The 25,229-nt window shown below is 56.2% G+C and carries 27 protein-coding genes and 3 pseudogenes; 19 read left to right on the top strand and 11 right to left on the bottom strand.

Going from position 1 to position 25,229, the window contains the following annotated elements:
• Positions 1 to 28: 28 nt before the first annotated feature.
• Positions 29 to 1,978 carry a DUF6351 family protein gene (locus ACHMW6_RS23880; protein WP_395400492.1) on the bottom strand — a complete coding sequence of 650 codons (1,950 nt, stop codon included), beginning with the start codon at positions 1,976 to 1,978 and terminating at the stop codon, positions 29 to 31.
• A gap of 38 nt (positions 1,979 to 2,016) precedes the next feature.
• Complete coding sequence (locus ACHMW6_RS23885; RefSeq protein ID WP_395400494.1) at positions 2,017 to 2,757, bottom strand: hypothetical protein; 741 nt, start codon at positions 2,755 to 2,757, stop codon at positions 2,017 to 2,019.
• Between the two features lie 135 nt (positions 2,758 to 2,892).
• On the opposite strand from ACHMW6_RS23885, the gene ACHMW6_RS23890 reads away from it, so the two are divergent.
• A complete protein-coding gene (locus tag ACHMW6_RS23890; RefSeq protein WP_395400496.1) occupies positions 2,893 to 3,240 on the top strand; it encodes a hypothetical protein in 348 nt (115 codons plus the stop codon).
• A gap of 3 nt (positions 3,241 to 3,243) precedes the next feature.
• On the opposite strand, the gene ACHMW6_RS23895 is transcribed toward ACHMW6_RS23890, so the two are convergent.
• Complete coding sequence (locus tag ACHMW6_RS23895; RefSeq protein WP_395400498.1) at positions 3,244 to 5,628, bottom strand: EAL domain-containing protein; 2,385 nt, start codon at positions 5,626 to 5,628, stop codon at positions 3,244 to 3,246.
• Between the two features lie 338 nt (positions 5,629 to 5,966).
• Here ACHMW6_RS23895 and ACHMW6_RS23900 point away from each other — a divergent pair, with 338 nt between their 5' ends.
• From ACHMW6_RS23900 to ACHMW6_RS23910, 3 genes are all read left to right on the top strand, one after another.
• Positions 5,967 to 6,440, top strand: a complete 474-nt coding sequence (locus ACHMW6_RS23900; protein WP_395400500.1) for a putative molybdenum carrier protein — start codon at positions 5,967 to 5,969, stop codon at positions 6,438 to 6,440.
• 77 nt (positions 6,441 to 6,517) lie between these two features.
• Positions 6,518 to 6,730, top strand: a complete 213-nt coding sequence (locus ACHMW6_RS23905; protein WP_395400502.1) for a hypothetical protein — start codon at positions 6,518 to 6,520, stop codon at positions 6,728 to 6,730.
• A gap of 590 nt (positions 6,731 to 7,320) precedes the next feature.
• Positions 7,321 to 8,322: an IS110 family transposase gene (locus ACHMW6_RS23910; protein WP_395400504.1), complete on the top strand. Its 1,002-nt coding sequence runs from the start codon at positions 7,321 to 7,323 to the stop codon at positions 8,320 to 8,322.
• A 23-nt stretch (positions 8,323 to 8,345) separates the two neighbouring features.
• On the opposite strand, the gene ACHMW6_RS23915 is transcribed toward ACHMW6_RS23910, so the two are convergent.
• Positions 8,346 to 9,542, bottom strand: a complete 1,197-nt coding sequence (locus ACHMW6_RS23915) for an IS256 family transposase (protein WP_395398832.1) — start codon at positions 9,540 to 9,542, stop codon at positions 8,346 to 8,348.
• A gap of 651 nt (positions 9,543 to 10,193) precedes the next feature.
• Between ACHMW6_RS23915 and ACHMW6_RS23920 the strand changes: the two genes are divergently transcribed.
• On the top strand, positions 10,194 to 10,505 hold the full coding sequence (locus tag ACHMW6_RS23920; protein ID WP_395400506.1) for a hypothetical protein: 312 nt from the start codon (positions 10,194 to 10,196) through the stop codon (positions 10,503 to 10,505).
• 79 nt (positions 10,506 to 10,584) lie between these two features.
• On the opposite strand, the gene ACHMW6_RS23925 is transcribed toward ACHMW6_RS23920, so the two are convergent.
• Positions 10,585 to 10,971, bottom strand: coding sequence for a bacteriohemerythrin (locus ACHMW6_RS23925; RefSeq protein ID WP_395400508.1), 387 nt, complete (start codon positions 10,969 to 10,971; stop codon positions 10,585 to 10,587).
• Between the two features lie 1,207 nt (positions 10,972 to 12,178).
• Between ACHMW6_RS23925 and ACHMW6_RS23930 the strand changes: the two genes are divergently transcribed.
• The 3 genes from ACHMW6_RS23930 (at position 12,179) to ACHMW6_RS23940 (ending at position 13,756) form a co-directional block, all read left to right on the top strand.
• On the top strand, positions 12,179 to 12,721 hold the full coding sequence (locus ACHMW6_RS23930) for a demethoxyubiquinone hydroxylase family protein (RefSeq protein WP_395400510.1): 543 nt from the start codon (positions 12,179 to 12,181) through the stop codon (positions 12,719 to 12,721).
• A gap of 72 nt (positions 12,722 to 12,793) precedes the next feature.
• Positions 12,794 to 13,018 carry a DUF6429 family protein gene (locus tag ACHMW6_RS23935; RefSeq protein WP_395400512.1) on the top strand — a complete coding sequence of 75 codons (225 nt, stop codon included), beginning with the start codon at positions 12,794 to 12,796 and terminating at the stop codon, positions 13,016 to 13,018.
• A 357-nt stretch (positions 13,019 to 13,375) separates the two neighbouring features.
• Positions 13,376 to 13,756: a hypothetical protein gene (locus tag ACHMW6_RS23940; RefSeq protein WP_395400514.1), complete on the top strand. Its 381-nt coding sequence runs from the start codon at positions 13,376 to 13,378 to the stop codon at positions 13,754 to 13,756.
• A gap of 60 nt (positions 13,757 to 13,816) precedes the next feature.
• On the opposite strand, the gene ACHMW6_RS23945 is transcribed toward ACHMW6_RS23940, so the two are convergent.
• Positions 13,817 to 14,284: a hypothetical protein gene (locus ACHMW6_RS23945; RefSeq protein ID WP_395400516.1), complete on the bottom strand. Its 468-nt coding sequence runs from the start codon at positions 14,282 to 14,284 to the stop codon at positions 13,817 to 13,819.
• A gap of 409 nt (positions 14,285 to 14,693) precedes the next feature.
• On the opposite strand from ACHMW6_RS23945, the gene ACHMW6_RS23950 reads away from it, so the two are divergent.
• The 5 genes from ACHMW6_RS23950 (at position 14,694) to ACHMW6_RS23970 (ending at position 17,990) form a co-directional block, all read left to right on the top strand.
• Entirely contained in the window at positions 14,694 to 16,067 is a 1,374-nt protein-coding gene (locus ACHMW6_RS23950; protein ID WP_395400518.1) for an ATP-binding protein, read from the top strand.
• A 64-nt stretch (positions 16,068 to 16,131) separates the two neighbouring features.
• Positions 16,132 to 16,545: a hypothetical protein gene (locus ACHMW6_RS23955; RefSeq protein WP_395400520.1), complete on the top strand. Its 414-nt coding sequence runs from the start codon at positions 16,132 to 16,134 to the stop codon at positions 16,543 to 16,545.
• Positions 16,542 to 16,886, top strand: a complete 345-nt coding sequence (locus tag ACHMW6_RS23960) for an RAD55 family ATPase (RefSeq protein ID WP_395400522.1) — start codon at positions 16,542 to 16,544, stop codon at positions 16,884 to 16,886. The genes ACHMW6_RS23955 and ACHMW6_RS23960 overlap by 4 nt, the downstream gene beginning before the upstream one ends.
• Positions 16,823 to 17,875 carry an RAD55 family ATPase gene (locus ACHMW6_RS23965; RefSeq protein ID WP_395400524.1) on the top strand — a complete coding sequence of 351 codons (1,053 nt, stop codon included), beginning with the start codon at positions 16,823 to 16,825 and terminating at the stop codon, positions 17,873 to 17,875. The genes ACHMW6_RS23960 and ACHMW6_RS23965 overlap by 64 nt, the downstream gene beginning before the upstream one ends.
• Entirely contained in the window at positions 17,808 to 17,990 is a 183-nt protein-coding gene (locus ACHMW6_RS23970; protein ID WP_395400526.1) for an ATPase domain-containing protein, read from the top strand. Before ACHMW6_RS23965 ends, ACHMW6_RS23970 begins: the two co-directional genes overlap by 68 nt.
• Positions 17,991 to 18,561: 571 nt before the next feature.
• Here ACHMW6_RS23970 and ACHMW6_RS23975 read toward each other — a convergent pair.
• Positions 18,562 to 18,888: pseudogene (locus ACHMW6_RS23975) on the bottom strand (tyrosine-type recombinase/integrase); the annotation flags it as partial.
• A gap of 71 nt (positions 18,889 to 18,959) precedes the next feature.
• Between ACHMW6_RS23975 and tnpA (ACHMW6_RS23980) the strand changes: the two are divergent.
• The 3 genes and pseudogenes from tnpA (ACHMW6_RS23980) to ACHMW6_RS23990 form a co-directional block, all read left to right on the top strand.
• Entirely contained in the window at positions 18,960 to 19,346 is a 387-nt protein-coding gene (gene tnpA, locus ACHMW6_RS23980) for an IS66-like element accessory protein TnpA (protein ID WP_395400528.1), read from the top strand.
• On the top strand, positions 19,343 to 19,690 hold the full coding sequence (gene tnpB / locus ACHMW6_RS23985) for an IS66 family insertion sequence element accessory protein TnpB (protein WP_395400530.1): 348 nt from the start codon (positions 19,343 to 19,345) through the stop codon (positions 19,688 to 19,690). The genes tnpA (ACHMW6_RS23980) and tnpB (ACHMW6_RS23985) overlap by 4 nt, the downstream gene beginning before the upstream one ends.
• Positions 19,691 to 19,720: 30 nt before the next feature.
• Positions 19,721 to 20,290: pseudogene (locus ACHMW6_RS23990) on the top strand (IS66 family transposase zinc-finger binding domain-containing protein); the annotation flags it as partial.
• An 80-nt stretch (positions 20,291 to 20,370) separates the two neighbouring features.
• On the opposite strand, the gene tnpC reads toward ACHMW6_RS23990, so the two are convergent.
• The 4 genes and pseudogenes from tnpC to ACHMW6_RS24010 all read right to left on the bottom strand — a co-directional run.
• A complete protein-coding gene (gene tnpC / locus ACHMW6_RS23995; protein ID WP_395400532.1) occupies positions 20,371 to 21,912 on the bottom strand; it encodes an IS66 family transposase in 1,542 nt (513 codons plus the stop codon).
• A gap of 30 nt (positions 21,913 to 21,942) precedes the next feature.
• Complete coding sequence (gene tnpB / locus ACHMW6_RS24000; protein WP_395400534.1) at positions 21,943 to 22,290, bottom strand: IS66 family insertion sequence element accessory protein TnpB; 348 nt, start codon at positions 22,288 to 22,290, stop codon at positions 21,943 to 21,945.
• Positions 22,287 to 22,673: an IS66-like element accessory protein TnpA gene (gene tnpA / locus ACHMW6_RS24005; RefSeq protein WP_395400528.1), complete on the bottom strand. Its 387-nt coding sequence runs from the start codon at positions 22,671 to 22,673 to the stop codon at positions 22,287 to 22,289. Before tnpA (ACHMW6_RS24005) ends, tnpB (ACHMW6_RS24000) begins: the two co-directional genes overlap by 4 nt.
• Before the next feature lie 97 nt (positions 22,674 to 22,770).
• Positions 22,771 to 23,094: pseudogene (locus ACHMW6_RS24010) on the bottom strand (integrase); the annotation flags it as partial.
• Between the two features lie 171 nt (positions 23,095 to 23,265).
• Here ACHMW6_RS24010 and ACHMW6_RS24015 point away from each other — a divergent pair.
• The 3 genes from ACHMW6_RS24015 (at position 23,266) to ACHMW6_RS24025 (ending at position 24,810) form a co-directional block, all read left to right on the top strand.
• Positions 23,266 to 23,586 carry a DUF6678 family protein gene (locus ACHMW6_RS24015; protein WP_395400536.1) on the top strand — a complete coding sequence of 107 codons (321 nt, stop codon included), beginning with the start codon at positions 23,266 to 23,268 and terminating at the stop codon, positions 23,584 to 23,586.
• Positions 23,587 to 23,635: 49 nt separating this feature from the next.
• Positions 23,636 to 23,962 carry a hypothetical protein gene (locus ACHMW6_RS24020; protein WP_395400538.1) on the top strand — a complete coding sequence of 109 codons (327 nt, stop codon included), beginning with the start codon at positions 23,636 to 23,638 and terminating at the stop codon, positions 23,960 to 23,962.
• A gap of 635 nt (positions 23,963 to 24,597) precedes the next feature.
• On the top strand, positions 24,598 to 24,810 hold the full coding sequence (locus tag ACHMW6_RS24025; RefSeq protein ID WP_395400540.1) for a hypothetical protein: 213 nt from the start codon (positions 24,598 to 24,600) through the stop codon (positions 24,808 to 24,810).
• Positions 24,811 to 25,229: the final 419 nt, after the last annotated feature.

Genomic DNA, 25,229 nt, shown 5'->3' on the forward strand with positions numbered 1-25,229 from the left:
AACCCCTTTTTTCGACTTGTCTATTTTATCAGTTTCCAGGCCTGCCCTGGTCGCGCTGGCTGTAATCGCATACGCCTTGAGGGAATATTCTTTCCAGCCAGGCCCGCTGTACGGGCGTGAAACCGGCCTTGTAGGTGCCGTCCGCCAGCGCGACGGACACCGGCTTCAGCGCGCACTTGAACATATCGCCGCGGATCGAGTCCCCTGCCACGATGCGGGGGCTGCTGTAGATCGGAAAAGCGCGCGTGCAGGCGCCCGCAGGCCTCGCGTTCAGCACGCCATCCCACACATCCGCGCCGGACGCGATCACCGCGCCAGTGGCAGCGAAGCACCTGTCCACGAAGCCTGCAGCCCCCGCCGCCCCGCCCGCCCCGCCCGTCACACTCTGCCCGCCAATCCCGCCCGGCGCCGCCAGCACCTGATCCAGCACGCCCAGCGCCTCCATAACCGCATCAGCCAGCTTCGCCTCATCCGCCGTAAACCAGATCACCTGCCGCGCCGCCTCGCCAGGCGCCAGCCGCGCGCGCACCGAAAACGACTGCCGCGCATTATGCATATTCAGCTCCGGCTCCAGATAAGGACGCAAGTCAATCATCGGAATGCCCAGCCGCTGCCCGGTGAACACATGCCCCGACAAATACGCCCTGCGCATCGCCTCCACACTACCCTGCCGCCGTGGCGCCGGCGCGCCTTCCGGCGAGCGGCAGGAAGCGCTGCGCCGCATATTCCGCGCATCGAAAGGATCTGCCTTATCATCCCACGCCACGAATTCCGCCTGTTCCTTCCAACTCCCCACGCAGGCATTAATACGCAAAAATTCGTCCGCATCAATCCGCCCATCAACCAACGCCGACAGGCCGTACTGCACGCCCACATTATCAAGCGGGATCGGCGCGAAGCCGGCGCCGTCCGTGCCATAGATATCGGCCAGGTCATTCCAGTGCGTCCACTTCACCTTGGTGAACACGCTTTCCGGATAACCGTAGAACCTTACTGCCTTGTCGAAACGCGAATCTTTGTAGAAGGGATTCAACACATTGGGCATCGCCATGCGCCAGCCGCTGATGCACTCGGTCGAGCCGGGCGCGTTCGTGAGCGGATTCCGCGCCGTATCGCTCGCGTTCATGCCCTCGATCCAGGCCTGCCTGCTCCATTGCGCCCACGGCGAGGACGGATCGCGCGCCACCTCCTCGCGGAAGTATTGTCCGAGCAAGGGACAGTCGGAGATTGGGATGGTCTGCGTGACCATGTCCGGATATGACTGAATTGGGATGCCCGCATCGAGCAGCCCAGGACGGTTCTGCGCGAACATGTACTGCTGCACCGCACCGCCCGAGCCGCCAATGCCGACCGTGTACAGCGGCTTGCCATACTTGTCGATGAAATGCTGCTTGGTCTGCGCGGCAGTTTCCTCGGCCAGGCGCATATTGTAGTGAACGCCCGTCTCGTTGCCGGACGATGTGACCACGGCATAGCCCTGCCCCAGCAGGCGCGGCATCAAGCGCCGCTCGGCGCTGCCCAGCGCTTCGTTGAACCACATGGCCGTGCCCTGCTGATGTCCAATGCCGACGCCGCCGCGCAGCCAGTACACGAGCTTCTTGTTCCATGCCGCCGGCTCCAGCATGGCGATCGTGTACAGGAAGCGGTTGATGGTGCCGACTTCCACTTTCACCACGAACGGCACGGTCGCGCCGTTCCATGTGGTCGTCTTCATGTCCGGCGGCGGGCTGGCCGGGTCGTAGGCTTTGAAGGTAGTGCCGTTGTAGTAGAACAGCCTGGACTGCGTCGCGATGGCGCAGTTGCGGCTGTAGCCGATGGTCTTGTGGTCGCCGTCGAATACCGGATGGCCGACTCCATCCTGATTATCGACCTGAGGCTGTCCCAGCCCGGATTCCTGCGTCCTGCAAACAAAAGGTTGCTGCTGCGCGTACACCGGGCCGCAAATCAGGGCGGCCGCCAACAAGACCCATGGTTTCATCGCATGTCCCTCCCGCCACCAGTGTAGCCTGAAACGGCTCAGGTACCGGTGCCGTGGCTAGGATAGCCGAACAGCTTGAAGATTTTTTTGCGAACACGCCACAACACGGCGACGGAGATGATGCCAGCCACCCCACCCACAACCTCAAGAACCCGCTTCCACACAATTTCGCCTGCCTCACCCGCCTTTTCCCGCGCCAGATTGCCCGGGCTGACGACCACCTTCACGGTGACCGACTTGGCCGTCTTCGGCACGGGCGCACCGCTGCAGTCCGGCGTGCCGAACAGCTCCACGTTGGCGCCGACGGTGAAGGTGCCGAGCTTGCTCGGCTTCAGCGCAAAGCGCACTTCGGAGCCAGTCGGCGTGATCTTTTCACAGACGCTTTCCCTGGGCTCGACCTCCAGGCCCAGCGCAAACGGTTTGACCCGCGCGGTCTCTCCCCTGGATTCCAGCGCCAAAGTCTGGGTGTTCATGCCCGGCTGCACCCGCGGCGCCAGACGCTCGTCCCCGATCCACACGCGCAGCTCGCCCGGCGGGCCGGGCATCGGCAGGGTTTCATTGGCCGAGACAGTCACGCTGTACTTTTCCAGTTCGAGCGTCCGCGTGGCCGGTTTGCCCGGCTTGCCACCGCCGGCCTGTGTGAAGACGTCGATGCGCGCCTCAGCGCGCCGCTCCGCCACCGGCCCCTCCGGCTGTGCCGGCCGCGGCGACGGCGCGATTGACCGCCGCTCGCACCCGGCGAGCAAGACCAGCAGCAAAAGCACGCAGCGCAGCTTCATTACGCCTCCCAGATCCACTTTTCACTATAGCGGCCCAGCGTTCGTGCAAAAACGCATTTCTGCGCCGCTGATGCAGATCAAAGCCGTCGCCTGCGGACGGGCTAAATTGAAGCCATCACACTCGCCGGAGCGGCTATGGAGCCCAGCTCGCTTGACAAGATGCGCGTCCAGCAGGAGCATGAACTCGAAGCGCGCACGCGCGTGCTGGAGGTCAAGGTGAGCGTGCAGGAACAAAAGATGGAAGACGGATTCGTTTTGCTGCGCACCGAAATGAACGACGGATTCGCCTTGGTGCGCGCTGAGATGGCCAAAGGCTTCGCGGAGCAGGCGCTTGCGCGGGCCGAGCTGGAACTGCGGCTAAACGCGAGGATCCAGGAAACAGCGGACCGGCTGGAGCGAAAAATTGACGCGCTGTACCGATTACAGGTGACGACGATTGTGCTGATCATCGGTCTGGCCGCAAAAGTATTCTGGCCGCAATAGCCCTTACTCAAACTGCCTGGCGCCACTGCAGACCAGATCCTGCAACACCTCCCGCGGCAGCGCGGGACTGAAGTAAAAGCCCTGCACCTCGTCGCAACTGAGATCGCGCAGGAAAGCGAGCTGTTCCGCGGTTTCAACGCCTTCCGCGATCACCTTGAGCTTCAGGTTATGGCCCAGCGCAACAATGGCGCGAGTAATGACCGCATCGCCTTCGCCGATTTCACGCAGGAAGGACCTGTCAATCTTGATATGGTCCACGGGGAATTTCTGCAGATGGCTCAGGCTCGAATAACCTGTGCCGAAATCGTCGATGGACAAGCGCACACCCAGCGCTTTCAGCTGCGTCAGGGCTTCCCCCGCCTCAGTTGGATTGTCCATCAGCTGGCTCTCGGTCACTTCCAGTTCCAGCATGTGCGGCGGCACCCCGTGACGTTGCAAGGTGTCCGCCAGGCGTGCTGCGAAGTGGCGATGCCGAAGCTGACGCGCCGAGAGATTTACGGAAATCACGAAATCCTGCATCCCTACCGCTTTCAGCGTCTTGAGCGCCCCGCACGCCTCGTTCAGTACCCACTCGCCGAGCGGCACAATCAAGCCCGTCTCCTCCGCAATCGGGATGAACTGGTCAGGCGAAATCATGCGCTTCTCAGGATGATTCCAGCGTACCAGCGCCTCGGCGCCAACTACCAGCGCGGTCCGCATATCGATCTTGGGCTGGTAGGCCAGCACGAGCTGATTGTGCTGGATCGCGTTGCTGAGACTAGCCTCCAGCTGCAGACGCTGGCGCACCGCCTGGTTCAGGGCCGGCGAATAAAACTGGCAATTGTTCTTGCCCAAGGTCTTGGCGTGATACATGGCCGCGTCGGCAGCCCGCATGATGCGATCAACATTGTCCCCATCCCGCGGGAACAGGCTGACGCCTATACTCGCGCTGGTCAGGATTTCATGTCCAGCAGCGACGACCGGCGCGCCAATGCTGCTGCGTATCCGAGCCACCAGATCGGCCACGTGTTCGCAGCTCGGTTGCTCCGTGATCACAACCACGAATTCATCGCCGCCCACTCTTGCCACCGTATCGTCGCCGCGCATGTTTTCGCGCACGCGACGCGAGATTTCTAGCAGCACCGCGTCGCCGGCGTCGTGGCCAAAACTGTCGTTGACGTGCTTGAAATTATCGAGATCGATGAATGCAAGCGCCCCGTTTACCTTGTTGCGCACCGCGTAGCTGATCGCGGACTTCAAGCGCTCATTCAACAGCGTCCGGTTCGCCAGTCCCGTCAGCGGATCGTGGTGCGCCAGGTGGTGCAGACGTCGTTCGTAATGCCTGGCCGCCGTGACGTCGTTGATCACGGCAACGAAATGGGTCACCTCGCCATCAAGATTCGTGACCGGATCGATTCGCAAGTCGTTCCAGAAAATATCACCATTCTTCTTCGCGTTGCGCAGGATCGCGCGCACGCTCTGCTTGCGCTTGAGCGCCTCGCGGATGCGCTGGTGTTCCTCGACATCACAGTCTTCGACACGCATGAAGCGCGGGTCGCGGCCCTTGATTTCTGCCAGCGCATAGCCGGTAAGCTGCTCGAACGCCGGGTTGACGTACTCGATCCGATGTTCCCCTTCGTCACAGCAAGTGATCACGATCGCGTTCACGCTGGAATAAATCGCACGCTCGCGGATACGCAAGGACTGCTCCGCGGACTTCCTGGCAGATATATCGAGCCCGGTTCCGAACACAACGGGAACGCCGGCGAGACTGGTTCGCGCGCAATTGAACAGGCACGTCGTGCGCTTGCCGCGCTTGCCGATGAGTTCAGCCTCATGCGAGGACATGCCCTGCTCGAAAGCCTCCCGGATCTTTTGCTGAATGTTGGGCCACGTGCTGTCCTGAAAGAACTTGTCGACACTGCTTTCGGCGGCCAGTTCCTCGCTCGTCATTTCCAGCGTATCTTCCAACTGGTGATTCCATAACAGCAGCCGGCTGGACTGGTCGATAACGTAAAACACGCACGGCAGCCCCTCGATCACATCCGCGACTGGCAAGTCCTGGATCACGCCGTAGCGCGACGGGGACTGGCTCGCGCGCGGGACGATGATGATGCTGAAGCGTCCGGGCTGGGCGGGATCGAACGAGTGCGACGTGACAGTGATTCGCACTGACACAAGCCGGCCGTCGGCGCATTTGAGCTGCCCCGGCGCATCGGCATTGTTGTGCTCACTGAGCAGAGCCGCCCGGCTTTCCGCATCGTCCAGTTCAACGAAATCGTCCAGCGTCCTGCCCCGCAAAGCCTCCGGTCGAAACCCGGTCAGCTCTTCACAAGCGCGATTCCATCCTACGATGGCGCCGGCCGCATCCACAACGAACACCGCCAGCGGGAGTGGTCCAAGCTTCACCTGGTCTCCTTTGATTGTTGAGCCAGCGTGCCGTTCAGTGCACGCCAGCGCCCCGATCAATCATAGCGCAAGGTAAATTGTGTAGCATTCATCATTGAACCGTGCCAGCCCGAAACGCAAAAAGCCCTGCCTGTGAACGCTGGGCCATTCTGAATTCTGGCTCTCTGACTTGGGTTCGTCACGCACAGTAGAGCGCTCTTTCGGTTGAAGCATACTTAACGAGACACAGTGTGAAAATTTCCAATTGGCAAGAATGCTATTCTGCATAGAGTACGCGCTACAGCACGTGTCGGGCTCAATGCTATGCTGAGCTCGCTTCGACCAGCAGGGAGAGAAAAATGGAGGAGAGGTATCAGGCCGCACCCGGCTTTACGGTGGTATCGGGCGGCCAGACTGGAGCCGACCGTGCGGGTCTGGATTGGGCCATTGCCCATGGTTTGCGTCATGGCGGCTGGTGCCCGAGTGGACGCACGTGTGAAGACGGTGTCGTTCCTGACAAGTATGCGCTGCAGGAGACGCCTGGTTCGGGCTATTTGCAGCGCACAAAATGGAATGTGCGGGATAGTGACGCGACCTTGATCTTTACATTGGATGAGCAGCTTGATGGTGGTTCTGCGCGCACGGCGAAGATTGCTGTGAAACTGGGCCAACCTTGGCTGCACGTCCGGCCCGGGGTTAATCCGAAATACGTCGCTAGCTTTCTGGCGCTCCACCATGTAAAGACCTTGAATGTGGCCGGCAAGCGTGCTTCGGTGGCGCCGGGCATTGAAGAACTGGTACATGTAGTGCTTTCGCAGTCCGTGCATGTATAGATGCTTCTGTTGTCTAACGCCTTTGCCGACGGCGCCAAGAGGCAGCGGCCACCTGGAACACGCTGGAGGACAAGGCTATGAGTAATGAAGATCAGGGCGAAAGCTTGCCACCCAAGTTGCCAGTCGTAGCAATCCTCCTCGGGTCTATCGCTGCCTTCATCACAGCCGGTGCGGTGTCGTGGTCCACGCCAGATGGCAACCTCGTCGTGACTTTGGTGCCAGCACTGGCAATTGGTCTGACTGTCTTCGGCCTTGCATTGCGGCGCTTCCGTCGTGGCGGGTCAAAGTGACTAAACCAGGGCGCTTGAGGGAGACCCGAGCCTGTTCAGGCCGCATTTCTGACCGACAAAATTCGGCCAGGAGCCGACGTTGCGATTCTTCAATTGCAACGGTATACAACGAGACAAATTTTGATAAGAATCTTCCTCACAATAATCGTCTTACTCATCTCGGCATCGGCTGCTGCAGGCCATGAGACTTACGTTCTGGCCTGGAAGAATAAGTCAGAACAACTCACCTATAGGTCTTGCGGTTGCGCTGACAGTTGTTGGGTTGCGGAGCTGCGCGAACGCAAAACGAAAAAACTTAGAGCGACGTTGCGATCCGACTGCTCAAAGTTGTATGCAGCCTATCCAGAAAATTCGCCGGTGAGGGAGTTATTAAAAAGCCCCTCAGAAATCAACGACAGAGCTGATAAGATGGAAGCGATTTCTCGAGAAATGAAGAGTCTAGTGGATGGCAACCCTTCTTGAAAACAGATGAAGTCCTCAGCTCCGAAAGAATTCGGCCAAAAGCAATGGGATGGACTCCTCCTCTCTAGTAAGCGCCTCGGCACCTAAACTGGAGTTTCCACACAACCAGTTTGGAAAAGGAGTCCACCATGAAGATTATCCGCGTCGGCGTTGACCTCGCCAAGAACGTCTTTCAGGTCCACGGTGTCGACCGTAGCGAAAAGGTGGTCTGGCGTAAGAAGCTGGGCCGGGCAGAATGGCTGATGGCTCTCCTGAAGAAGATTGAGCCAGGATGCGAGATTGGAATGGAGGCTTGTGGCGGTGCGCATCACTGGGCACGCGAGTTGCAGAAGCGCGGCTTTGACGTCAAGTTAATCGCGCCGCAGTTTGTGAAGCCTTACGTGAAGAGCAACAAGAACGATGCGAACGATGCCGAGGCAATTTGCGAAGCGATGAGCCGCCCGAACATGCGTTTTGTGGCTGTCAAAACGGTTGAGCAGCAGGACCTGCAAGCAATACACCGTATCAGGGCAGAGCTGTGTAACCAGCGCAGGGCAAAGGGAAATCAGATTCGCGGCCTGTGCACTGAGTACGGCCTGGTGGCGCCAAGGGAACTGCTGCACTTGAGGATCGCCATTCCGTGTTGGTTGGAGGATCTCGACAATGGATTAACAAGTCGCTTCCGTCGGTTGCTACGGGGTTTGTGGCTTGATCTACTTGGGCTTGATCTACTTGGGCTTGATCTGCGGGTTAAAGAGCTGGATCAGGATATACAGGTGGCAGCCGATACCGATCCGGTTGCTTGCCGGCTGCAGCAAATGCGCGGCGTGGGACCTGTCATTGCAACGGCGATCGTGGCGAACGTAGGTGATGCAAAGCAGTTCTGCAATGGTCGGCAAATGGCGGCCTCGCTTGGGCTGACACCACGACAAAACAGCTCGGGTGGCAAGACGCGATTGCTAGGCATTACCAAGCGGGGCGACTCGCAGTTGCGAACGTTACTGATCCACGGTGCACGTTCGGTGTTACGAACGGCGGCGAGCAAGGATGATCGATTGAGTCGTTGGGTGACACACTTGGCGCAGACGAGGCATCACAACATTGCAGCAGTCGCGTTGATGGTGTCCCCAGGAGTGGTGTACGAGAAGTGATTCTCAAGGGGCTGGGTCCCCGATCAGTTGATCACGGCAGAGAGCCGTGCGGACTGATTGTCGCTCAAGGACTGCAATCCTTCAAGCTGCATGTATCGGCGTTGCAGTGACCACTCGTCATTTTGCTCCAGCATCAAGGCGCCCACGAGCCGGATGATGGCGCGGTCATTGGGGAAGATGCCAATAACGTTAGTGCGGCGTTTGACCTCGGCGTTCAGGCGTTCCAACGGATTGGTGCTGTGAATCTGGGTTCGGTGCGCCTTGGGAAAGCTCATGAAGGATAGAACCTCATATTCGGCGTCATCCATCATGGCAGCCAGCTTGGAGAATTTGGCCCGCAGCTGGTCGGCCACTGTTCGCCACTGCCCGCTGGCTGCCTCGGCGCTTTCCTGCACAAAGATGGTATTGATCATGGCCAGTACGGCCTGGCGCTGGCCTTTACCAACATGCGCCAGGGCGTTACGGATAAAGTGCACACGGCAACGCTGCCAAGTTGTCTTCAACACCTTGCTGGTGGCCGCCTTCAGCCCTTCATGGGCATCCGAGATAACCAGCTTAACGCCACGCAGCCCTCGCCGCGTCAGGCCGCGCAGAAACTCGGTCCAGAAAGGCTCAGCCTCGGAAGGGCCGGTCGCCACGCCAAGGATTTCGCGCACGCCGTCAGTGTTGACGGCCACCGCGATTATCACGGCCACTGACACAACTCGGCCGGCCTGACGCGATTTAACGTAGGTGGCATCGATCCACAGGTAAGGCCAATCGCCTTCGATAGGCCGACCAAGGAAAGCTTGTACCCGCTCATCGATCTCTTCGCACAGCCGCGAGACCTGGCTCTTGGAGACGCCGGTCATGCCCATAGCCTTGACCAGTTCATCGACTGAGCGGGTGGAGATGCCCTGAATATAGGCCTCCTGAATCACCGCTGTTAGCGCCTTTTCGGCTGTGCGCCGTGGCTCCAGGAAGCCGGGGAAATAACTGCCGCTGCGCAGCTTGGGTATTTTGAGATCGACTTTGCCGGCCCGGGTTTCATAAGCGCGGTCGCGATAGCCGTTGCGGCTGTTGATGCGTTCATCACTGCGCTCGCCATAGGCGGCCTGGCAAAGCGCTTCCACGTCCATTTCCATGAGCCGCTGCAAGGCATGTTGCAAGGTCTGACGGATGAAATCTGCATCCGCCCCCTTTTCGGCGAGCTCGGATAGTGCGATAGTGGCGTTGGTCATTGTGTTTCCCTTAGGTTGAGTTAAGGTCTTCGCAAACCCAACATTACCTTAAGAATCACAATGGCCGCCCTCAAGCAGCCTTCCTAAACGCCGACTCCGGCGACCTCTTCATACACCACACCCTGGGGCACCATCGTCGCGTTGGCAAACAAGATGGCGCGCATCGCCTGGGCGATGATGACCAAAGGCACTGATTACCACCCTGGCACGTTGCCAGCTTGAACCGCAACACACTGAATAGAAAAAGAGGAGCTTCCAACCGCGATTGCAAAACATGACGTTGATGGCCAACAGGTCGAACCGGCGCTGGCAGACCCCGGCAATGTCTGCGGCCCACGAGCCCGAAACAGCAATAGGGAGCTGGCGCGCGAATAGCCCATTATGGTCCTTGCCTCAGGAGAGGCAACGCAGTTGAGACCGGATATACGTGAGCAGTCGCACCTCAAAGTCAAAGACGGAACGTTTGCAAACGAGGAGGAGTCCATATACGAATAGCCCATTATGGTCCTTGCCTCAGGAGAGGCAACGCAGTTAGAGACCGGATATACGTGAGCAGTCGCACCTCAAAGTCAAAGACGGAACGTTTGCAAACGAGGAGGAGTCCATATACTGACGCTCGTAAACTTGAGAGATATATTTTTTGAGGCAAGGATGGAATATCAACTTGTTTTGCAAATGAGAGGTCATTCTTTGATAAACTTTGACGAACTGATAAGTCTAGAAGATGAGTTGAACCTCGCGCTCAGTGATATGGCTGGGGTGGATGGCCACGACATGGGGCGCGATGAAGCGAACATTTTCATAATCACGTCAAACCCTTTAGTCGCCTTCTCACGTGCCAAGCCGATTCTCGAGCGGCGCAACTTGCTTCCAACCATCAATGCCGCTTTCAGATCGCTGACGGACGAAACTTACTCCAATATCTGGCCCGAAGACTCGAAAGTTGAATTCTCGGTTGCATAGGGCGCATGCGGCCAAAACCGGACGCACAACTTAATTAAGCATTGAGGCATGAAGAAGAAGACAGCGCTGGCTGCTTTTTTCATTTGGTCAGTGTGACCGCAATGGCCAAAGCTAGGTCCATGGTGTTTATGTGGGCCTCTACCCAGTCAGGCAGCGAGCGGATAATCTCGCGCGAGCCGGTTTCATCGCCGATGGCCAGCAGGCATTGTGCTCGGTCGATTTCGGCGAGCAGGCTGTTATGTGCAGCTTGGTGGACAACAGCTGGCGCGTAGTTGATGTCTCGCATTAGCCGGTTTTCCTCGGTCAAGTCTCCGGCGAGTTCGGTTGCCAGCCGCCGGCACGCGTCATCAAAGGCGGGGCGGGGCAGACCCTGCATGGATTGAAGCAGGTCGAAGACAATACGGTGAGACTGGTCCAATACAGGGATGCCGAGTGCCAGGTCCGGACCAAAAATGATGGAATCCATGGACTTCTCCGAAGATGTGGTTCACGAATTGTGCTGTACGGAAAGTCGACGGCACATGATCTAGGTCAAATTTGCTGCCCGCGACGCAGGTCGTGCACGGTGCAACGTAGGTTGGCGAGCTGTCCAATCCTCGGGCGTGGAAAAGTGTGAATCTTCCCTGGCGGCAAGGTGTTATCCTGAGCGAAGTCGGCCGAGTACGGCCAGGAACCGCCTTTCAATCAAAACATGACATCTAATACCAATACATGGCGTACTCATCCACTTGTCCGGGGAGTGGAATATGCGGTTTCTGCTCCCATCAACAGACAAGCTGGAAGTTTTTCACCCGAGCGAAGTTATCGCCTTGTTGATGTCGCGTACAGTCGGTACGATTCATCCACCGTCTTTACATTCACGGCGGACCGTGCCGAGACGGCAATTCAATGGTGGTGGCATGATGATGAGCCAGACTCGCTTCCATCGGAGCTGTTTCGTCGGATAAATTGATAAGACGCGATTCAGCCAGAAGCTGCCGCTGAAAGAGCATACAGGATTCAAAATGTTTCGTTCAATGAGGTCCTTTAGATTCTGGTCAATGGGGATAGGACTAATCTCCCTGGTACCGCTCGGCTACTTCATGTATCAAAATTGGCTATTTTCTCAATGGGCACGGGAGCGCGTTAGAAACGGAGAGTTTGTTTGCGGAACTGGGATGTTTGCGCTGCTCGTGCTTTGTGTTGTGACTGCCGGTACTCTTTCAGGTGTCGCCACTTTACTCGGTTTAGCCGGATACGTCAGAATGGAACGGCCGAGACCCAAAAAACGACTACTGGAAATAATTCTGATTTCGAGTGTTGCGGCTCTTGCCTTTGTGGCAGGGCTCTTCTTTGTCTGACCCATACCAGCCAAGAGCGGCCCCTATTTACGGGAAAATGTCCATGGATACAGTCGATGCACAGATATTAAGGGTAGCAGAAGAACTAGTGTCCGGAGCCTCGAAAGCTGTTGCAGACGAGCTAGCTCGGATGACGCCTGTCAGCCCCAAGTATATGAGGTTGGCGCACTTTCTCTTTCACTATCTTGCGGACGAAGATATTCGAGAGCGGGACGACGAATACGCTAGACTCCAACTTGCGCAGCTACGTCAACTGATTACCGAAGCGACTTACTAAAACGGCCAAGAGCGGACCACCGAAACGTTTGCTAAGCTCACCAGACTAATTTCGCTATGAAATCAGCAACCTCTATTAACGAAGCAGACGAATTCGCGTCGCGAGTGCTAAAGGTCAATCATGCGGGGGAAAATGGGGCCGTAAACATATATGCAGCACAAATAATCCTCGCCCGAATCACCGCGCCCAAGATCGTGGGCGAGCTAAGCGAGTTCAAGTCTCATGAAGAAAGGCACCGAGCTGTATTCTGGGCGGAACTTCAACGCCGAAATCGTCCACGTTGCCGTAGCTACTGGCTTTGCGGTATTGGTGGCTTCATACTTGGGCTAGTGACCGGGGCTTTCGGGCGTGGCGCCATCACTGCAACCACTGTGGCGGTAGAGCGAGTAGTGCTTCGCCATCTTGAGCAACAGCTCAACTTATTGGACGGGTGCGACGAAACTGCGGTAAGGGCTATTGAGTCAATCGTTGCCGAAGAGCGGCAGCATTATGACCGGTCAGCTTCCGATATCGATGGCGGTAATTTCTGGTCCAGGGTGCTGTCGCCCATCGTCTCAGCCTCCACAGAGGCAGTGATTTGGATTGGTATGCGAGTATGAGCCGTCGTACAGCGATCAACAGGCCCGCAGCCGGCCAAAAGCGGAAGTGCAAACCAACTTGCGGAGGTCATTATGACACTCGACCCGAATAAAATCGACAATGCAGTGCTTGCGCTCTTACAGTTGGGCCTGCACGATGGAAACCGTACTTGGAAATCGTTTGATTGGGACGCGATGAATCGCCTCCACGCAAAGGGTTTAATCTCAGATCCAGTTGGGAAGGCGAAGTCAGTCGAGTTGACTGAACGGGGCATGGTCGAATCGCGTCGGCTACTTGCTGACCTTTTTGGGTCGTGATGTAAGGTAACGAGAGCGAGAACGGCCAAGAGTGGACCGCGGCACCGGCTGTCAATCTGACGTTGCGTTGAAATTTCTTTCATTTCAGCATGCAATTCCGTTCAAGTGACGAATATCTGGAGTACATGATGACCACGTATATCCCAGCTTTAATTTGGTTACTCTCAGGCGTGGTTTGCCTTATTATTGCCAAGCGGCGCCATGTAAAACGGACCACCCTCCGAGCGATGCTCGTAGCCCTGCTTGGCCCAATTGCGATTCCTTGGGTGTTGTTAACAGCGCCAGAGAAATTTCGCCAAACCTGATTTCACTACCGGCCAGAAGCCGACACATAGCGATAACAAGCACAGGAATTTGATGAACAAAGAGCTGTTTTTCCAGACTCTCGAAAGCTATCTCGCAAGGGTTCCGGCGGTAGTGCCGCCTTTTGGAACTGGTCTTGAAGATGATGGGAGTTGGTGGATAAAATTTGCGATTGACATTGATAATCCGCTAGCTTGGAACGTCGTTCAGGAGTTGGGACACGTGCTGAATTACCTATCCATAAGCGAGCGTCTTCCAACGTCGTTTAAGCCGGTATCTCCGCCGCCCTACATGAACGGTGGGCCACGAGACTTTTTATCTTGGGTTATTGAGTGTTCAGATAAAGAGTTTAGGCCAGGGACGGCTGCGAAGTGGCTTGAAGGACGACTTCCGTTGCCGGTTGATGACCTGGCGCAATGGAACGTTGATGAGTAGTGGCTCAAAACGGCCAACAGCAGTCTGTCGCCTATGTCGCGACAATTCGTGCTGGAAGAATTAGCTATGCGATCTCCACGGCCAATTCCATGTCATGTAGATGCCGGCGGCAACCATGGCCAGCAATATCGCCAACCAGAAAAGTGTGCTCCAATAGTCGTAATGCATATCCTGCGGAGCGGTGCGGCGATACCGCACTCTCACTATATCGCCGACGTCCAGTCTAGTCAGAGTAGCGGCTTCCACGGAGACATGCACGCAGCTTGCGAGCATGAGCTGGAACGTCGCGTAATACGTCCAGTTACTATAGCCATCCGAATCCGGCCGCTCGACAGCTCTTACCTGAATGACCTTGGCGTGTGCGGGCTCACTTATAAAGTAGAAGCACAGAGTTCGCAGCATTGCGTAAATGAGAACTGCAAGAATAGTCAGCAGGACTAGACTGATTGCCAGTCGTGCGCTGTAAAAGATCCATACCGATGACAGGAGTAGCAAAGCCAAGCAGATTATTTTCTTTTGATTGCTCATGATGTCTCAATCTTAATCGAGAAGCTGACTTTTTTGGCAATAGGGAGCGAAACTGCGGTGAGCACGGAGTGTCGTGAGCAACTAGATGAACTTTCACCGCTCACGCTGCTGAAAGCGGCCAAAAGCTGCCCTCTAAATCATGCTGTGCATGCATGACATCTCCTGGCTTTTGACGTTGCACTAGTGCATGCAACTACAGAGCCGCTTGCTTGGGTGCCATGCTACATAGACTCCTCACGGAAAAGGCGAATCCTGCGCTCTGCATAGGAAGTGCAACTAGCGTCTGCGAGAGAAGTCCACCGTATTCGCTACTATGCAGTCCTGCCGAAGCGTACAATGGGTCAATGCCATGTAACTTGATACCGGTCGTCGGTTAGCTGAACTCGCTTGAGGAGGCAAATGAACGGCAATGGACAATGCAAATAAGCGGCAAGCAGATTCAAACAAGGGGCAAGCAGACTTGCCAGCTGCGTCCACCCTCAGGGCGCTTGAGGAATTGCATGCTCATGAAATAGCCCGCATGCAACAGGCGATTCAGCGGTTACAGTCGCGGAGATTGGTCGAAACAGAAATAAACAAAGATCAGCTTGCATACTTATCACGCCAAATTGAAGAGTTACGGGAAGCGAATGAGCACCTGTTGATAGCTACGCTTAATGCCAACGAGATGCAGTCGGCCGCAGAGAGCGTTAGTAGGCGTCATGCGGAGTTTCTGTCGATTTTGGCCCACGAGTTGCGTGGACCCATGCAGCCCATTCAGCTGGCGACAACCATGCTGAACAACATCCATTCCTTACATCCCGACTTGGAGCGCATTGGCGGTGTTATTGGTCGTCAGCTTGCCACTTTGGATCGCTTGGTTGCTGACCTGTTGGATGCTGCGCGCATCAATACAGGCAAGATTCGGCTCCAAGTGGCTGCGGTGAGGCTACAGGACGTGCTTGATGCGGCGGTTGAAATCACCACCCCCCAGTTCTTTGCGCGCAATCAACAGTTGACGCTCAACCCCTTGCCGGAAGGGGAGCTCGTTGGTGACGCGGTTCGCTTGTCCCAGATTTTTTCGAATCTCTTGTCGAATGCCAGCAAATTCACTCAACAGGGGGGCACAGTTGTTGTCTCGGCTTTCGCGTCGGACTGCACAGTCCAGGTTACTGTGGCCGACAACGGCATCGGTGTCGCCAAGGAGCACCAGTTAGACATCTTCGACATGTTCACGCAATGCGGCCAACCTGAAGAGCAAGCCCGGCGTGGACTGGGAATTGGTCTTTCCCTTGTAAAATCCATCTGTGAGATGCATGGTGGTGCAATTACGATGAATAGTGCGGGCACGGGTGCAGGTAGCGAGTTTATGGTGACATTACCATTCAAAGCGAAATTGGCCGACCAGCCGTTTGCACCACCCAATGTTGCGATGAACACCGTAATACCACGCAAGATTTTGCTTATTGAAGATAACGAGGATGCCAATGAGTGTATGGCTCTGCTATTGCGGCAGGAAGGCCACTCCGTGACGACGTGTACTGATGGAACGTCAGGGGTCCGCGCAGCCCAGGACGCACAATTTGACGTAGTTATTTCTGACGTGAATTTACCGGGAATGAGCGGTCACGAGGTCGTTCGAGAACTGCGTCGCATTTTGTTTGATCATCTACCATGCTTTATCGCAACCTCCGGGTATAATGCCGATCGGTCAACAGCCAAATCTTTCGATTTTTATCTGGTGAAGCCGACATCAATGGTCCAGCTACTCGATATTATCGGCAATTGCGTGCTGCCCGCCTAAGCCGATTCAGGTCACTGCAATTATCGAGAATAATTTCCCTACCCGACCTATGCCAACGAGAGCCATGACCGAAGAAGAACGGCATTGCATTGCGGTGCGGGCCATCCGCGGTAGTGAAGGCGGCGTGCCTGTGGCAAGCGTCGCGCTTTGGGAATGCCTTAGATCTGAATTGAGCAAAATCGTAGGGGACAAGGGCTTCCAGTCCCTATATGCGAGGTGTCTTCATCAGGCAAGTTCCCGTTTTCCCTGGTTAGAAAATCAGTCATCGCCATCTGCTGATTCTGACTTCCTACAGCTGCTATTGCGGAGCCTGCAAAGCCAGAGTAACGACGAGGCAGAAGCGGCTAGCGCTGATTTTTTCAATACGTTTATTGATACCCTGATTCTATTGATTGGGGAGCACTTGGCAATGAACATTCTAGGCAAGGCGTGGGGCGAACATATTGCCAATTACCAAGGAACGGAGTGCCGAAAGTGAAGAAAGTAGAAATTGAACTTCTTGCCACGGGAGTTCCTGGCCTGGATACGTTGCTTGGCGGCGGAGTGCCCGAGTTTTCCTTCAATCTGTTAGCTGGGACGCCAGGTAGCGGGAAGACTACGCTGGCGCATCAGATTATGTTCTCGTTGGCTAATCCAAATCGTCGTGCTTTGTTCTTTACAGTGCTAGGCGAGCCGCCGTTGAAGATGTTGCGTTACCAGCAGCAATTCTCTTCTTCGATTTCGACAAGGTCAACGATTCAATTAAGTTTGTCAATTTGGCGGCCGATCTGTTGCAGGGAGACTTTGAACGGGTACTTGCGCGCATTGACGAGGAAGTGAAGGCCTTTGAACCGAGCCTCGTGTTCGTGGATTCTTTCCGCTCAGTGGTGCAGACGGCACGTGCCATGGACTCCGGAGTGACCGGACTGCAGCACTTCGTCCAGCACCTTGGTATGCAGATGACCAGCTGGCTCGCGACGACGTTCCTCATTGGGGAATACCTTGCCCCAGAGTCCGAGTCGAGTCCGGTGTTTACAGTTGCTGATGGCATCTTGTGGATGTCGCAGCTGATACATCGAGACGCCTTAGTGCGCAAGATTCAGGTCGTCAAAATGCGCGGCCAGGCGCAACGTCTCGGCGTTCACACATTTCGAATTAACTCCGATGGAGTGGAAATTTTCCCACGGATGGTAGTAAACCCAATGGAAGATGCTGTACCCGCTTCGGAACACTTGCCTCGTCTCCCTCTCGGGAATGCAACGCTTGATGAAATGATGGGTGGTGGGCTACCGACGGGGTATTCCCTGCTTGTAGTCGGACCGTCCGGTTCTGGCAAGACTGTCCTGGCAAGTGCTTTTCTTGCGGAGGGGGTACAACATGGTGAAACCGGAGTGATCGCTGCTTTCGAGAAGAGCTCTCGGCAGTTGCGTGACCAGCGGCTCAGCAAACTAGTAGCCGATGGCCATATCGGCGTGATTAATACGCGCACCCTGGATCTTTCTCTGGACGAGATTCTGCACGAACTGGTAGCAATGATTGTGCGGATGGATGCTAAGCGAGTAGTGATCGATTCGATCTCTGGGCTCGAGATGGCATTAGCGCCGATGTTCCGCGAAGACTTCAAAGAATCCCTGTATAGATTGATCGCAACTTTAAGTGCAATGGGAGTGACCGTACTGATGACCGTTGAACTGGAGGACTGCAATAATGCCTTAAGCTTTAACTCTCATGGGTATGCCTTCCTGGGGGGATGCGATTGTCATGCAACGGTATGTGGAAACGGCAGGCGAACTGAAGCGCGCGTTGTCCGTGATAAAAGTGCGCGGTAGTGGACATAGCAAGGAAATTCGCGCCTACGAAATCTCGGATGCAGGCATTTCTATAGGAGCGGTTATGACTGATCACGAAGGGGTGATGTCAGGACGACCGGTTAGGCTGCCGTAAAGGGCGAAATCAGCGTGCCCTGTTCGGCAGAGTTAATTTCCGTGGCAGCACATAGTCCGGTCGGCGGCCAGAAAGTGAAGTTACTTGGGAGTGAGTTCGGCAGATTTGATGAGTTGCAGTTGCTAGAAGTTATCACACCCGGGTCTAGGCTGAATGCGGCGGTCGCGCGTCTGGGCTATCCCCGGGCTTGACACGCGAATGCCGGCGACCGTTCTACTAAAGATTGCGCGTACCAAGTCAATAGGAATACCGGAGCGTAGGGCGACGCTCAATCCGGCCTCATCGCCCAATGCACTCCGGATGAGCAACGCGATCGACACTTTTTCAGCAGTGATATGGTCTGTGCGCCATGTCATGGATTCATGGTACTCGTCCTGAAATGCAGCGCCGTTCTGTATGACTTCCTATCCAGTGGCCGACTTCACTTCTGCGAGTAGCCAACGCCAGTAGTGCGGAAGTCTACCTGCATCGGATCAGCCAAGGCGTGCCATGTCCAGAACGCGTCTATTTGACCGTAGATCGAAGGACCTGAAGTACCGCTTTGGGGCGGCTACAGCGCCGCCCACGTGAATTAGGCGTCGGTCTGCTCGGCCAATTCGAGCGCGTCATCAACTTCGATGCCCAGGTAACGCACGGTGCTTTCAAGCTTGGTGTGCCCCAGAAGCAGTTGGACGGCTCGCAGGTTTTTCGTTCGTCGGTAGATCAGCGTCGGCTTTGTCCGACGCATGGTGTGCGTGCTATATGCGGTGGGGTCGAGCCCTATCTCATCAAACCACTGATGGACGATGCGCGCATACTGCCTGGTCGAGATGTGCGGCGAGTCGCTGATCCGGCTCGGGAACAGGTAGTCAGAGCTTCGTAGATTTGCTGTTGCAATGTAAGCGTCAACTGAGTACCGTCTAGACGTCGACTCACCGCCTGGCTGATCATCGGTCGTCGGCACAACAAATTTGTGTCCACAAATTATTTATGGACACAAATATTGGATCGAAAGGCGAGCGGCCCATGCGTGGGCCTTACCGCCATCACAGCGAGGAATTCAAGCGCTCCGTTGTGAGGCAGTCGTACCAACCTGGCGTTTCGGTTGCACGGCTGGCGCGCGAAAACGGCATCAACTCGAATCAGATATTCAATTGGCGCAAGCGATACTTCGTCGACCAGCATACAGCGGGGCAGCCTGATACTCCGGCATTATTGTCAGTGACCATTGCCGAAGAGCCGCCATCGTCATGTGCCGATGGCGATGATCGCCGCGACGGCGCGCTCGAATTGACCGTCGGTCATGCCAAGCTACGCATTGAAGGAAATGTCGATCCTGGTCTGTTGGCGCAAGTCCTGGATAGGTGGCTGCGATGATCGGCCTACCTGCGGGAACCAAAGTCTGGTTAGCCGCCGGCGTTACCGATATGCGCAGTGGCTTCGACGGTCTCGCGGCCAAGGTGCAAAGTGCGCTGGCAGAAGATCCGTTCAGCGGCCATGCGTTCGTATTCCGAGGCAAGCGTGGTGATCTAATCAAAGTGTTGTGGTGGACCGGCGACGGCCTATGTTTGCTGGCCAAACGCCTGGAGCGTGGACGCTTCGTCTGGCCGCAGGCCAATAGCGGCAGCGTGGCGCTGACGCAAGCGCAATTATCGATGCTGTTGGAAGGAATCGACTGGCGCCGCCCAGAGCGAACCTGGCGACCTTCATCAGCCTTGTAAACTTGATATGACCTGCGTAAACTGGGCTGCATGCTCAACGCCGCCGACCTACCCAATGACATCGAAGCCTTGAAGGCCATGCTGCTAGCCAGTGAGGCCAGGGTAGCACACCTGAACGCTGAGCTGTCCACGCGCACTGCGGAAATCGAGCACCTCAAACTGGTGCTGGCGAAACTGAAGCGCATGCAGTTTGGCCGCTCTTCGGAGAAGCTCGACCAGCAGATCGAACAACTGGAACTGCAGCTCGAAGATCTGGAAGCGGAAGAGGCAGTGGCGGAGGCACGAGCGACAATGGAGGTGGCGCCACGCAAGAAGGCTGAACGCAAGCCGCTGCCACCGCACCTGCCACGAGATGAGCGTGTGCTGCGTCCGGCGAACGAGTCCTGCCCGGACTGTGGCGGTAAGCTCAAACACCTTGGCGAAGACGTTTCGGAGCAACTGGAATACGTACCGGCGAGCTTCCGCGTCATCCGCCATGTGCGACCGAAGTTGGCTTGTACCTGCTGCGATGCCATCGTGCAGGCGCCGGCAGCAAGCCGGCCCATTGCACGCGGCCTGCCTGGCCCCGGTTTGCTGGCGCATGTGCTGGTGGCGAAATTTGGTAAGCGTATTCTCCGTACCGTATTGAGCCAGGCAGCGGAAAGCGCGATGATTTGGATTACACCGCTGGGAGGCGGAGTTCAGACGCCGGAGAGTTGGTCGGCGCAGTTCCAGGGCAGGAAGTCGTCGACCCGGTTCACGGGATGATCGGCGATGTGCGCCAGCACATGGCGCAACCAGGCTTCGGGGTCGACACCATTCAGCCTGGCCGTTCCGATTAGCCCATACATGGCGGCAGCGCGTTCGCCGCCGCTGTCGGCACCAGCAAAGAGGAAGTTGCGTCGGCCAAGCGCCACGCCGCGTAGCGCGCGTTCGGCAGCTGAGTTATCGATCTCGATGCGCCCGTCATCGACATAGCGCGTCAGCGCCGGCCACAGCTTGAGCGAGTAGAGGATCGCCGCCGCCGTATCGGACTTGCGTGATAGTGTGCCGAGCATAGTGTTCAGCCAGCGTTCCAGGTCATCGAGTAGCGGCCGTGATTGTTGTCGCCGCACTGTGCAGCGCTCAGCCGGTGGTTTGCCGCGGATGTTTTCTTCGATGGCATACAGTTCGCCGATGCGGCGCAGTGCCTCGGTAGTGAGTGGCGACGGCCGCGCTGCATGTAGGTCATAAAACTTGCGACGGGCATGCGCCCAACAGGCAGCTTCAGCTACACGACCTCTTTCGTAAACTGCGTTGAAGCCGGCATATGCGTCGGCCTGCAGCACACCAGAGAAGTTAGCCAGATGGCCCTGTGGGTGTTCGCCTTTGCGGTCGGGCGAATACGCAAACCAGACTGCCGGTGGCGCACCATCGCCACTGGCGCGGTCATCGCGCACATAGGTCCAAAGCCGCGCGGTGCGCGTCTTGCCGTTGCCGGGCGCCAGTACCGGCAGTGGTGTGTCGTCGGCATGCAATTTGGTGGCAGCAAATACATGGCGCTGCAGCGCATCGACCAATGGCCGCAATAGCGTGCTGCTGGCGCCAACCCAGCTGGCCAGCAGACTGCGCTCCAGTTCCACGCCCTCGCGAGCGTAGATAGTGCTCTGCCGATACAGCGGCAGATGATCCGCAAATTTCGCCACCAGCACATGCGCCAGCAAACCGGGGCCAGGCAGGCCGCGTGCAATGGGCCGGCTTGCTGCCGGCGCCTGCACGATGGCATCGCAGCAGGTACAAGCCAACTTCGGTCGCACATGGCGGATGACGCGGAAGCTCGCCGGTACGTATTCCAGTTGCTCCGAAACGTCTTCGCCAAGGTGTTTGAGCTTACCGCCACAGTCCGGGCAGGACTCGTTCGCCGGACGCAGCACACGCTCATCTCGTGGCAGGTGCGGTGGCAGCGGCTTGCGTTCAGCCTTCTTGCGTGGCGCCACCTCCATTGTCGCTCGTGCCTCCGCCACTGCCTCTTCCGCTTCCAGATCTTCGAGCTGCAGTTCCAGTTGTTCGATCTGCTGGTCGAGCTTCTCCGAAGAGCGGCCAAACTGCATGCGCTTCAGTTTCGCCAGCACCAGTTTGAGGTGCTCGATTTCCGCAGTGCGCGTGGACAGCTCAGCGTTCAGGTGTGCTACCCTGGCCTCACTGGCTAGCAGCATGGCCTTCAAGGCTTCGATGTCATTGGGTAGGTCGGCGGCGTTGAGCATGCAGCCCAGTTTACGCAGGTCATATCAAGTTTACAAGGCTGATGAAGGTCGCCAGGTTCGCTCTGGGCGGCGCCAGTCGATTCCTTCCAACAGCATCGATAATTGCGCTTGCGTCAGCGCCACGCTGCCGCTATTGGCCTGCGGCCAGACGAAGCGTCCACGCTCCAGGCGTTTGGCCAGCAAACATAGGCCGTCGCCGGTCCACCACAACACTTTGATTAGATCACCACGCTTGCCTCGGAATACGAACACATGGCCGCTGAACGGATCTTCTGCCAGCGCACTTTGCACCTTGGCCGCGAGACCGTCGAAGCCACTGCGCATATCGGTAACGCCGGCGGCTAACCAGACTTTGGTTCCCGCAGGTAGGCCGATCATCGCAGCCACCTATCCAGGACTTGCGCCAACAGACCAGGATCGACATTTCCTTCAATGCGTAGCTTGGCATGACCGACGGTCAATTCGAGCGCGCCGTCGCGGCGATCATCGCCATCGGCACATGACGATGGCGGCTCTTCGGCAATGGTCACTGACAATAATGCCGGAGTATCAGGCTGCCCCGCTGTATGCTGGTCGACGAAGTATCGCTTGCGCCAATTGAATATCTGATTCGAGTTGATGCCGTTTTCGCGCGCCAGCCGTGCAACCGAAACGCCAGGTTGGTACGACTGCCTCACAACGGAGCGCTTGAATTCCTCGCTGTGATGGCGGTAAGGCCCACGCATGGGCCGCTCGCCTTTCGATCCAATATTTGTGTCCATAAATAATTTGTGGACACAAATTTGTTGTGCCGACGACCGATGATCAGCCAGGCGGTGAGTCGACGTCTAGACGGTACTCAGTTGACGCTTACGTTGCAATCCAGGTGATGATACTTTGCCTGGTACCTTCAGTGAGTTCGAATTGCACAGGCTGCTTGGTCTTCTGCTGAATCACGCTCGCTCGATGCGCCACGTGCGAGCCATGACAGATGTCGAGCACGCGCAGTTTGACGAGGTCGCAACCGCGCAGCTTGCTGTCGATGGCCAGGTTGAACAAGGCCAAGTCCCGCAATCGGCCGAAAATTTCCAGGCGGACGCGAATGGCCCAGATCTCGCTGATCCGGAGCGGCGCCTTTTGGCCTACCAGTTTGCCCTTGTTCCAAGGTATGTGTGCGACCGCTGCTGAAGTTTGAGTATCCATGGTGTATCTCCTTTTCATAAGGTGTTTCACTATGCGCCGTCAATATGGCCGGCATTGGCGCGGGTCGGCCAGACCTAGTGAGAATTTGCGTATTTTTCGTTCGAGCAAGCTGGTATGCTGCGATTGCCGACAACGGCCAGAAGCGGACCTTGTCATAGAAAGAACAGTCGTATGCTGTCATTGATGAACGATACGAAGTGGGATGAGTTGAGGCTGGCGATGTATGAGCTTGGGCCACTCTCACCCAAATGGCGTACATTGGACGTGGAAAATGGACACCTCTCAGAGTGGGATGGAGAATGGTTTTACCACTTCCGGAATGGCGGATATAAATTCATTAAATGGGTAGAAATCGCTATCGAATCTCCCGCGCAACGGCAGGCGGTATTGACCGAGCTGGTCAAGGTCCACGTTCCAGGAGAGTCCACTGAAACCGGGTTTCGAGTTCTTGGGTACGCCGACTTGGGCGTCGAGGTCGATTACTTGGCTTGACGTGTAACGGCCATCACCGGCCATAAACAGACATTGAATTGGAATTCGCATGCAAACGACAAACGGGAAGATTGCTGGCTTCATGGCAGGCGTCGCCGTTGTCAGAGGGATTTCGCTGTTAGGGTTTATTATCGTATTCCTCCAACTGACAGCGGCGCTCGATGCGGGAAATCCGCAAAACGGCGACGCGATTGGTCTGGCGATAATGTCGGTATTAGCCTACGGTCTGGCGTTGCTGAGCCTGCTTGCCGCGCTCGTGTATTTTATGTATAAGCGAGTGAGACATCAGCAGCGCCCTAAATCTTGGCACTTGATCGCAATGAGCTGGACTGCGGTTGAGGTTGTCGCTCCTGTGTTGTACTTCGTGCTCCATTGAGCTCGACAACAATCGGCCAGTAGCAGTCAGTCTCGTAACCATGACGGTCAACGAGGTTCGTAGCTGACTTTTATTTTTTGAATTTATTGTCGTTAAAATGTTTAGAAATTCCCTGATAAAAGTTCTGCGCGTATTGGCCGTGCTAGGGGCTTGCCTTCAACCCGTGCAGGTTTTCGCAAACGACTTGGTGCAGCCTGGTAAGTGCATTGGACGAGTTTGCATTGGTCAATCGAGGACAGATATCATTTCGGCCCTCGGTTCCCCTCCAATTAGCCATAGACTGACAACTGGGCCTGCTGACCTAGCTGACCTTTGGATTGGTGGCGTGAAAGGGGGAAGTCAGTTTCTCTTCGTGGCATATGCGAAGGGCAACGTCGTCGAGGTCCACGCGACTTCGCCAGCTTTCCGAACTGAGGATGGGATATCGACTTCCTGTGGCTTGGGTGAAGTGAAAAAACGATACCCTTCTGGCACAGAGTACGAATACACGTTGTCCTTCAACGGTAAGAATCGCTACGACTGGAGCGTCAAGGAGAAGGGTATAACCTTCACGTTGGCTGGAGATGAAAGTGGTCCGATGCTTGTGTTGGCAATTCATACACCTGGCCAGGAGAAGGCGTTCGGATATTCTGCGGATGAATGGTATTGGTATCCAAAGCGAAACGGCAAATATGTCCCGTTCGAGCGCCTACAAGAGGGCGATTGTCCAAGCGCAAAGCATGGTTGAGCAAATTGATTTCGACTTTCTGGTCCGCTTGCGTCCATCATGGGGAGTCGGCGAACGGCGACAAGCGGTCATAGAGCAATTTTTGAATACTCAATTCCTTCCGAACTACGATGCCATCTAACCGAATCAATGAGGTGACTCAGCGCGAATGGCGTGAGCTTGGATTTTTCTACGAGAGAGACGATGAAATTAGAGAATGGCGTCTTCAAGGTTCGAAAGCAGGACTCCGACGGTTTCCCGAGGCCATGCGTGCGTATGCAGCGAATCCTCGAAATGACTTGGCATCGGAGCACCAACACTTCGGACCGTACAAGTATTTAGAGCTCGGAACTTGCGAACATTCAGTAATCACAGAACACTGGATTGCTGGGCCGTTGAGGGAAATAGTTAGGCTCGCTGATGCCATGGATCTACGTTTGAATGCGGCGGCTGTCGGTGATGTCATTCGGCTGCGAGCTGCATTTGCGCCATCGTCATCATATGAGTTAGCGTTAGAAGTCTGTGAAACCACGTTCGACCCAGCAATGGCCGACAGGCATT

This window comes from Pseudoduganella sp. UC29_106, assembly GCF_044055365.1.
Lineage (GTDB): Bacteria > Pseudomonadota > Gammaproteobacteria > Burkholderiales > Burkholderiaceae_D > Rugamonas.

Coding starts and splice junctions, on each gene's coding strand:
- ACHMW6_RS23880 (WP_395400492.1), bottom strand. CDS start 1,978: ATGAAACCATGGGTCTTGTTGGCGGCCGCCCTGATTTGCGGCCCGGTG.
- ACHMW6_RS23885 (WP_395400494.1), bottom strand. CDS start 2,757: ATGAAGCTGCGCTGCGTGCTTTTGCTGCTGGTCTTGCTCGCCGGGTGC.
- ACHMW6_RS23890 (WP_395400496.1), top strand. CDS start 2,893: ATGGAGCCCAGCTCGCTTGACAAGATGCGCGTCCAGCAGGAGCATGAA.
- ACHMW6_RS23900 (WP_395400500.1), top strand. CDS start 5,967: ATGGAGGAGAGGTATCAGGCCGCACCCGGCTTTACGGTGGTATCGGGC.
- ACHMW6_RS23905 (WP_395400502.1), top strand. CDS start 6,518: ATGAGTAATGAAGATCAGGGCGAAAGCTTGCCACCCAAGTTGCCAGTC.
- ACHMW6_RS23910 (WP_395400504.1), top strand. CDS start 7,321: ATGAAGATTATCCGCGTCGGCGTTGACCTCGCCAAGAACGTCTTTCAG.
- ACHMW6_RS23915 (WP_395398832.1), bottom strand. CDS start 9,542: ATGACCAACGCCACTATCGCACTATCCGAGCTCGCCGAAAAGGGGGCG.
- ACHMW6_RS23920 (WP_395400506.1), top strand. CDS start 10,194: ATGGAATATCAACTTGTTTTGCAAATGAGAGGTCATTCTTTGATAAAC.
- ACHMW6_RS23925 (WP_395400508.1), bottom strand. CDS start 10,971: ATGGATTCCATCATTTTTGGTCCGGACCTGGCACTCGGCATCCCTGTA.
- ACHMW6_RS23930 (WP_395400510.1), top strand. CDS start 12,179: ATGAAATCAGCAACCTCTATTAACGAAGCAGACGAATTCGCGTCGCGA.
- ACHMW6_RS23935 (WP_395400512.1), top strand. CDS start 12,794: ATGACACTCGACCCGAATAAAATCGACAATGCAGTGCTTGCGCTCTTA.
- ACHMW6_RS23940 (WP_395400514.1), top strand. CDS start 13,376: ATGAACAAAGAGCTGTTTTTCCAGACTCTCGAAAGCTATCTCGCAAGG.
- ACHMW6_RS23945 (WP_395400516.1), bottom strand. CDS start 14,284: ATGAGCAATCAAAAGAAAATAATCTGCTTGGCTTTGCTACTCCTGTCA.
- ACHMW6_RS23950 (WP_395400518.1), top strand. CDS start 14,694: ATGGACAATGCAAATAAGCGGCAAGCAGATTCAAACAAGGGGCAAGCA.
- ACHMW6_RS23955 (WP_395400520.1), top strand. CDS start 16,132: ATGACCGAAGAAGAACGGCATTGCATTGCGGTGCGGGCCATCCGCGGT.
- ACHMW6_RS23970 (WP_395400526.1), top strand. CDS start 17,808: ATGCAACGGTATGTGGAAACGGCAGGCGAACTGAAGCGCGCGTTGTCC.
- tnpA (WP_395400528.1), top strand. CDS start 18,960: ATGGACACAAATATTGGATCGAAAGGCGAGCGGCCCATGCGTGGGCCT.
- tnpB (WP_395400530.1), top strand. CDS start 19,343: ATGATCGGCCTACCTGCGGGAACCAAAGTCTGGTTAGCCGCCGGCGTT.
- tnpC (WP_395400532.1), bottom strand. CDS start 21,912: ATGCTCAACGCCGCCGACCTACCCAATGACATCGAAGCCTTGAAGGCC.
- tnpB (WP_395400534.1), bottom strand. CDS start 22,290: ATGATCGGCCTACCTGCGGGAACCAAAGTCTGGTTAGCCGCCGGCGTT.
- tnpA (WP_395400528.1), bottom strand. CDS start 22,673: ATGGACACAAATATTGGATCGAAAGGCGAGCGGCCCATGCGTGGGCCT.
- ACHMW6_RS24015 (WP_395400536.1), top strand. CDS start 23,266: ATGCTGTCATTGATGAACGATACGAAGTGGGATGAGTTGAGGCTGGCG.
- ACHMW6_RS24020 (WP_395400538.1), top strand. CDS start 23,636: ATGCAAACGACAAACGGGAAGATTGCTGGCTTCATGGCAGGCGTCGCC.
- ACHMW6_RS24025 (WP_395400540.1), top strand. CDS start 24,598: ATGAATGGTATTGGTATCCAAAGCGAAACGGCAAATATGTCCCGTTCG.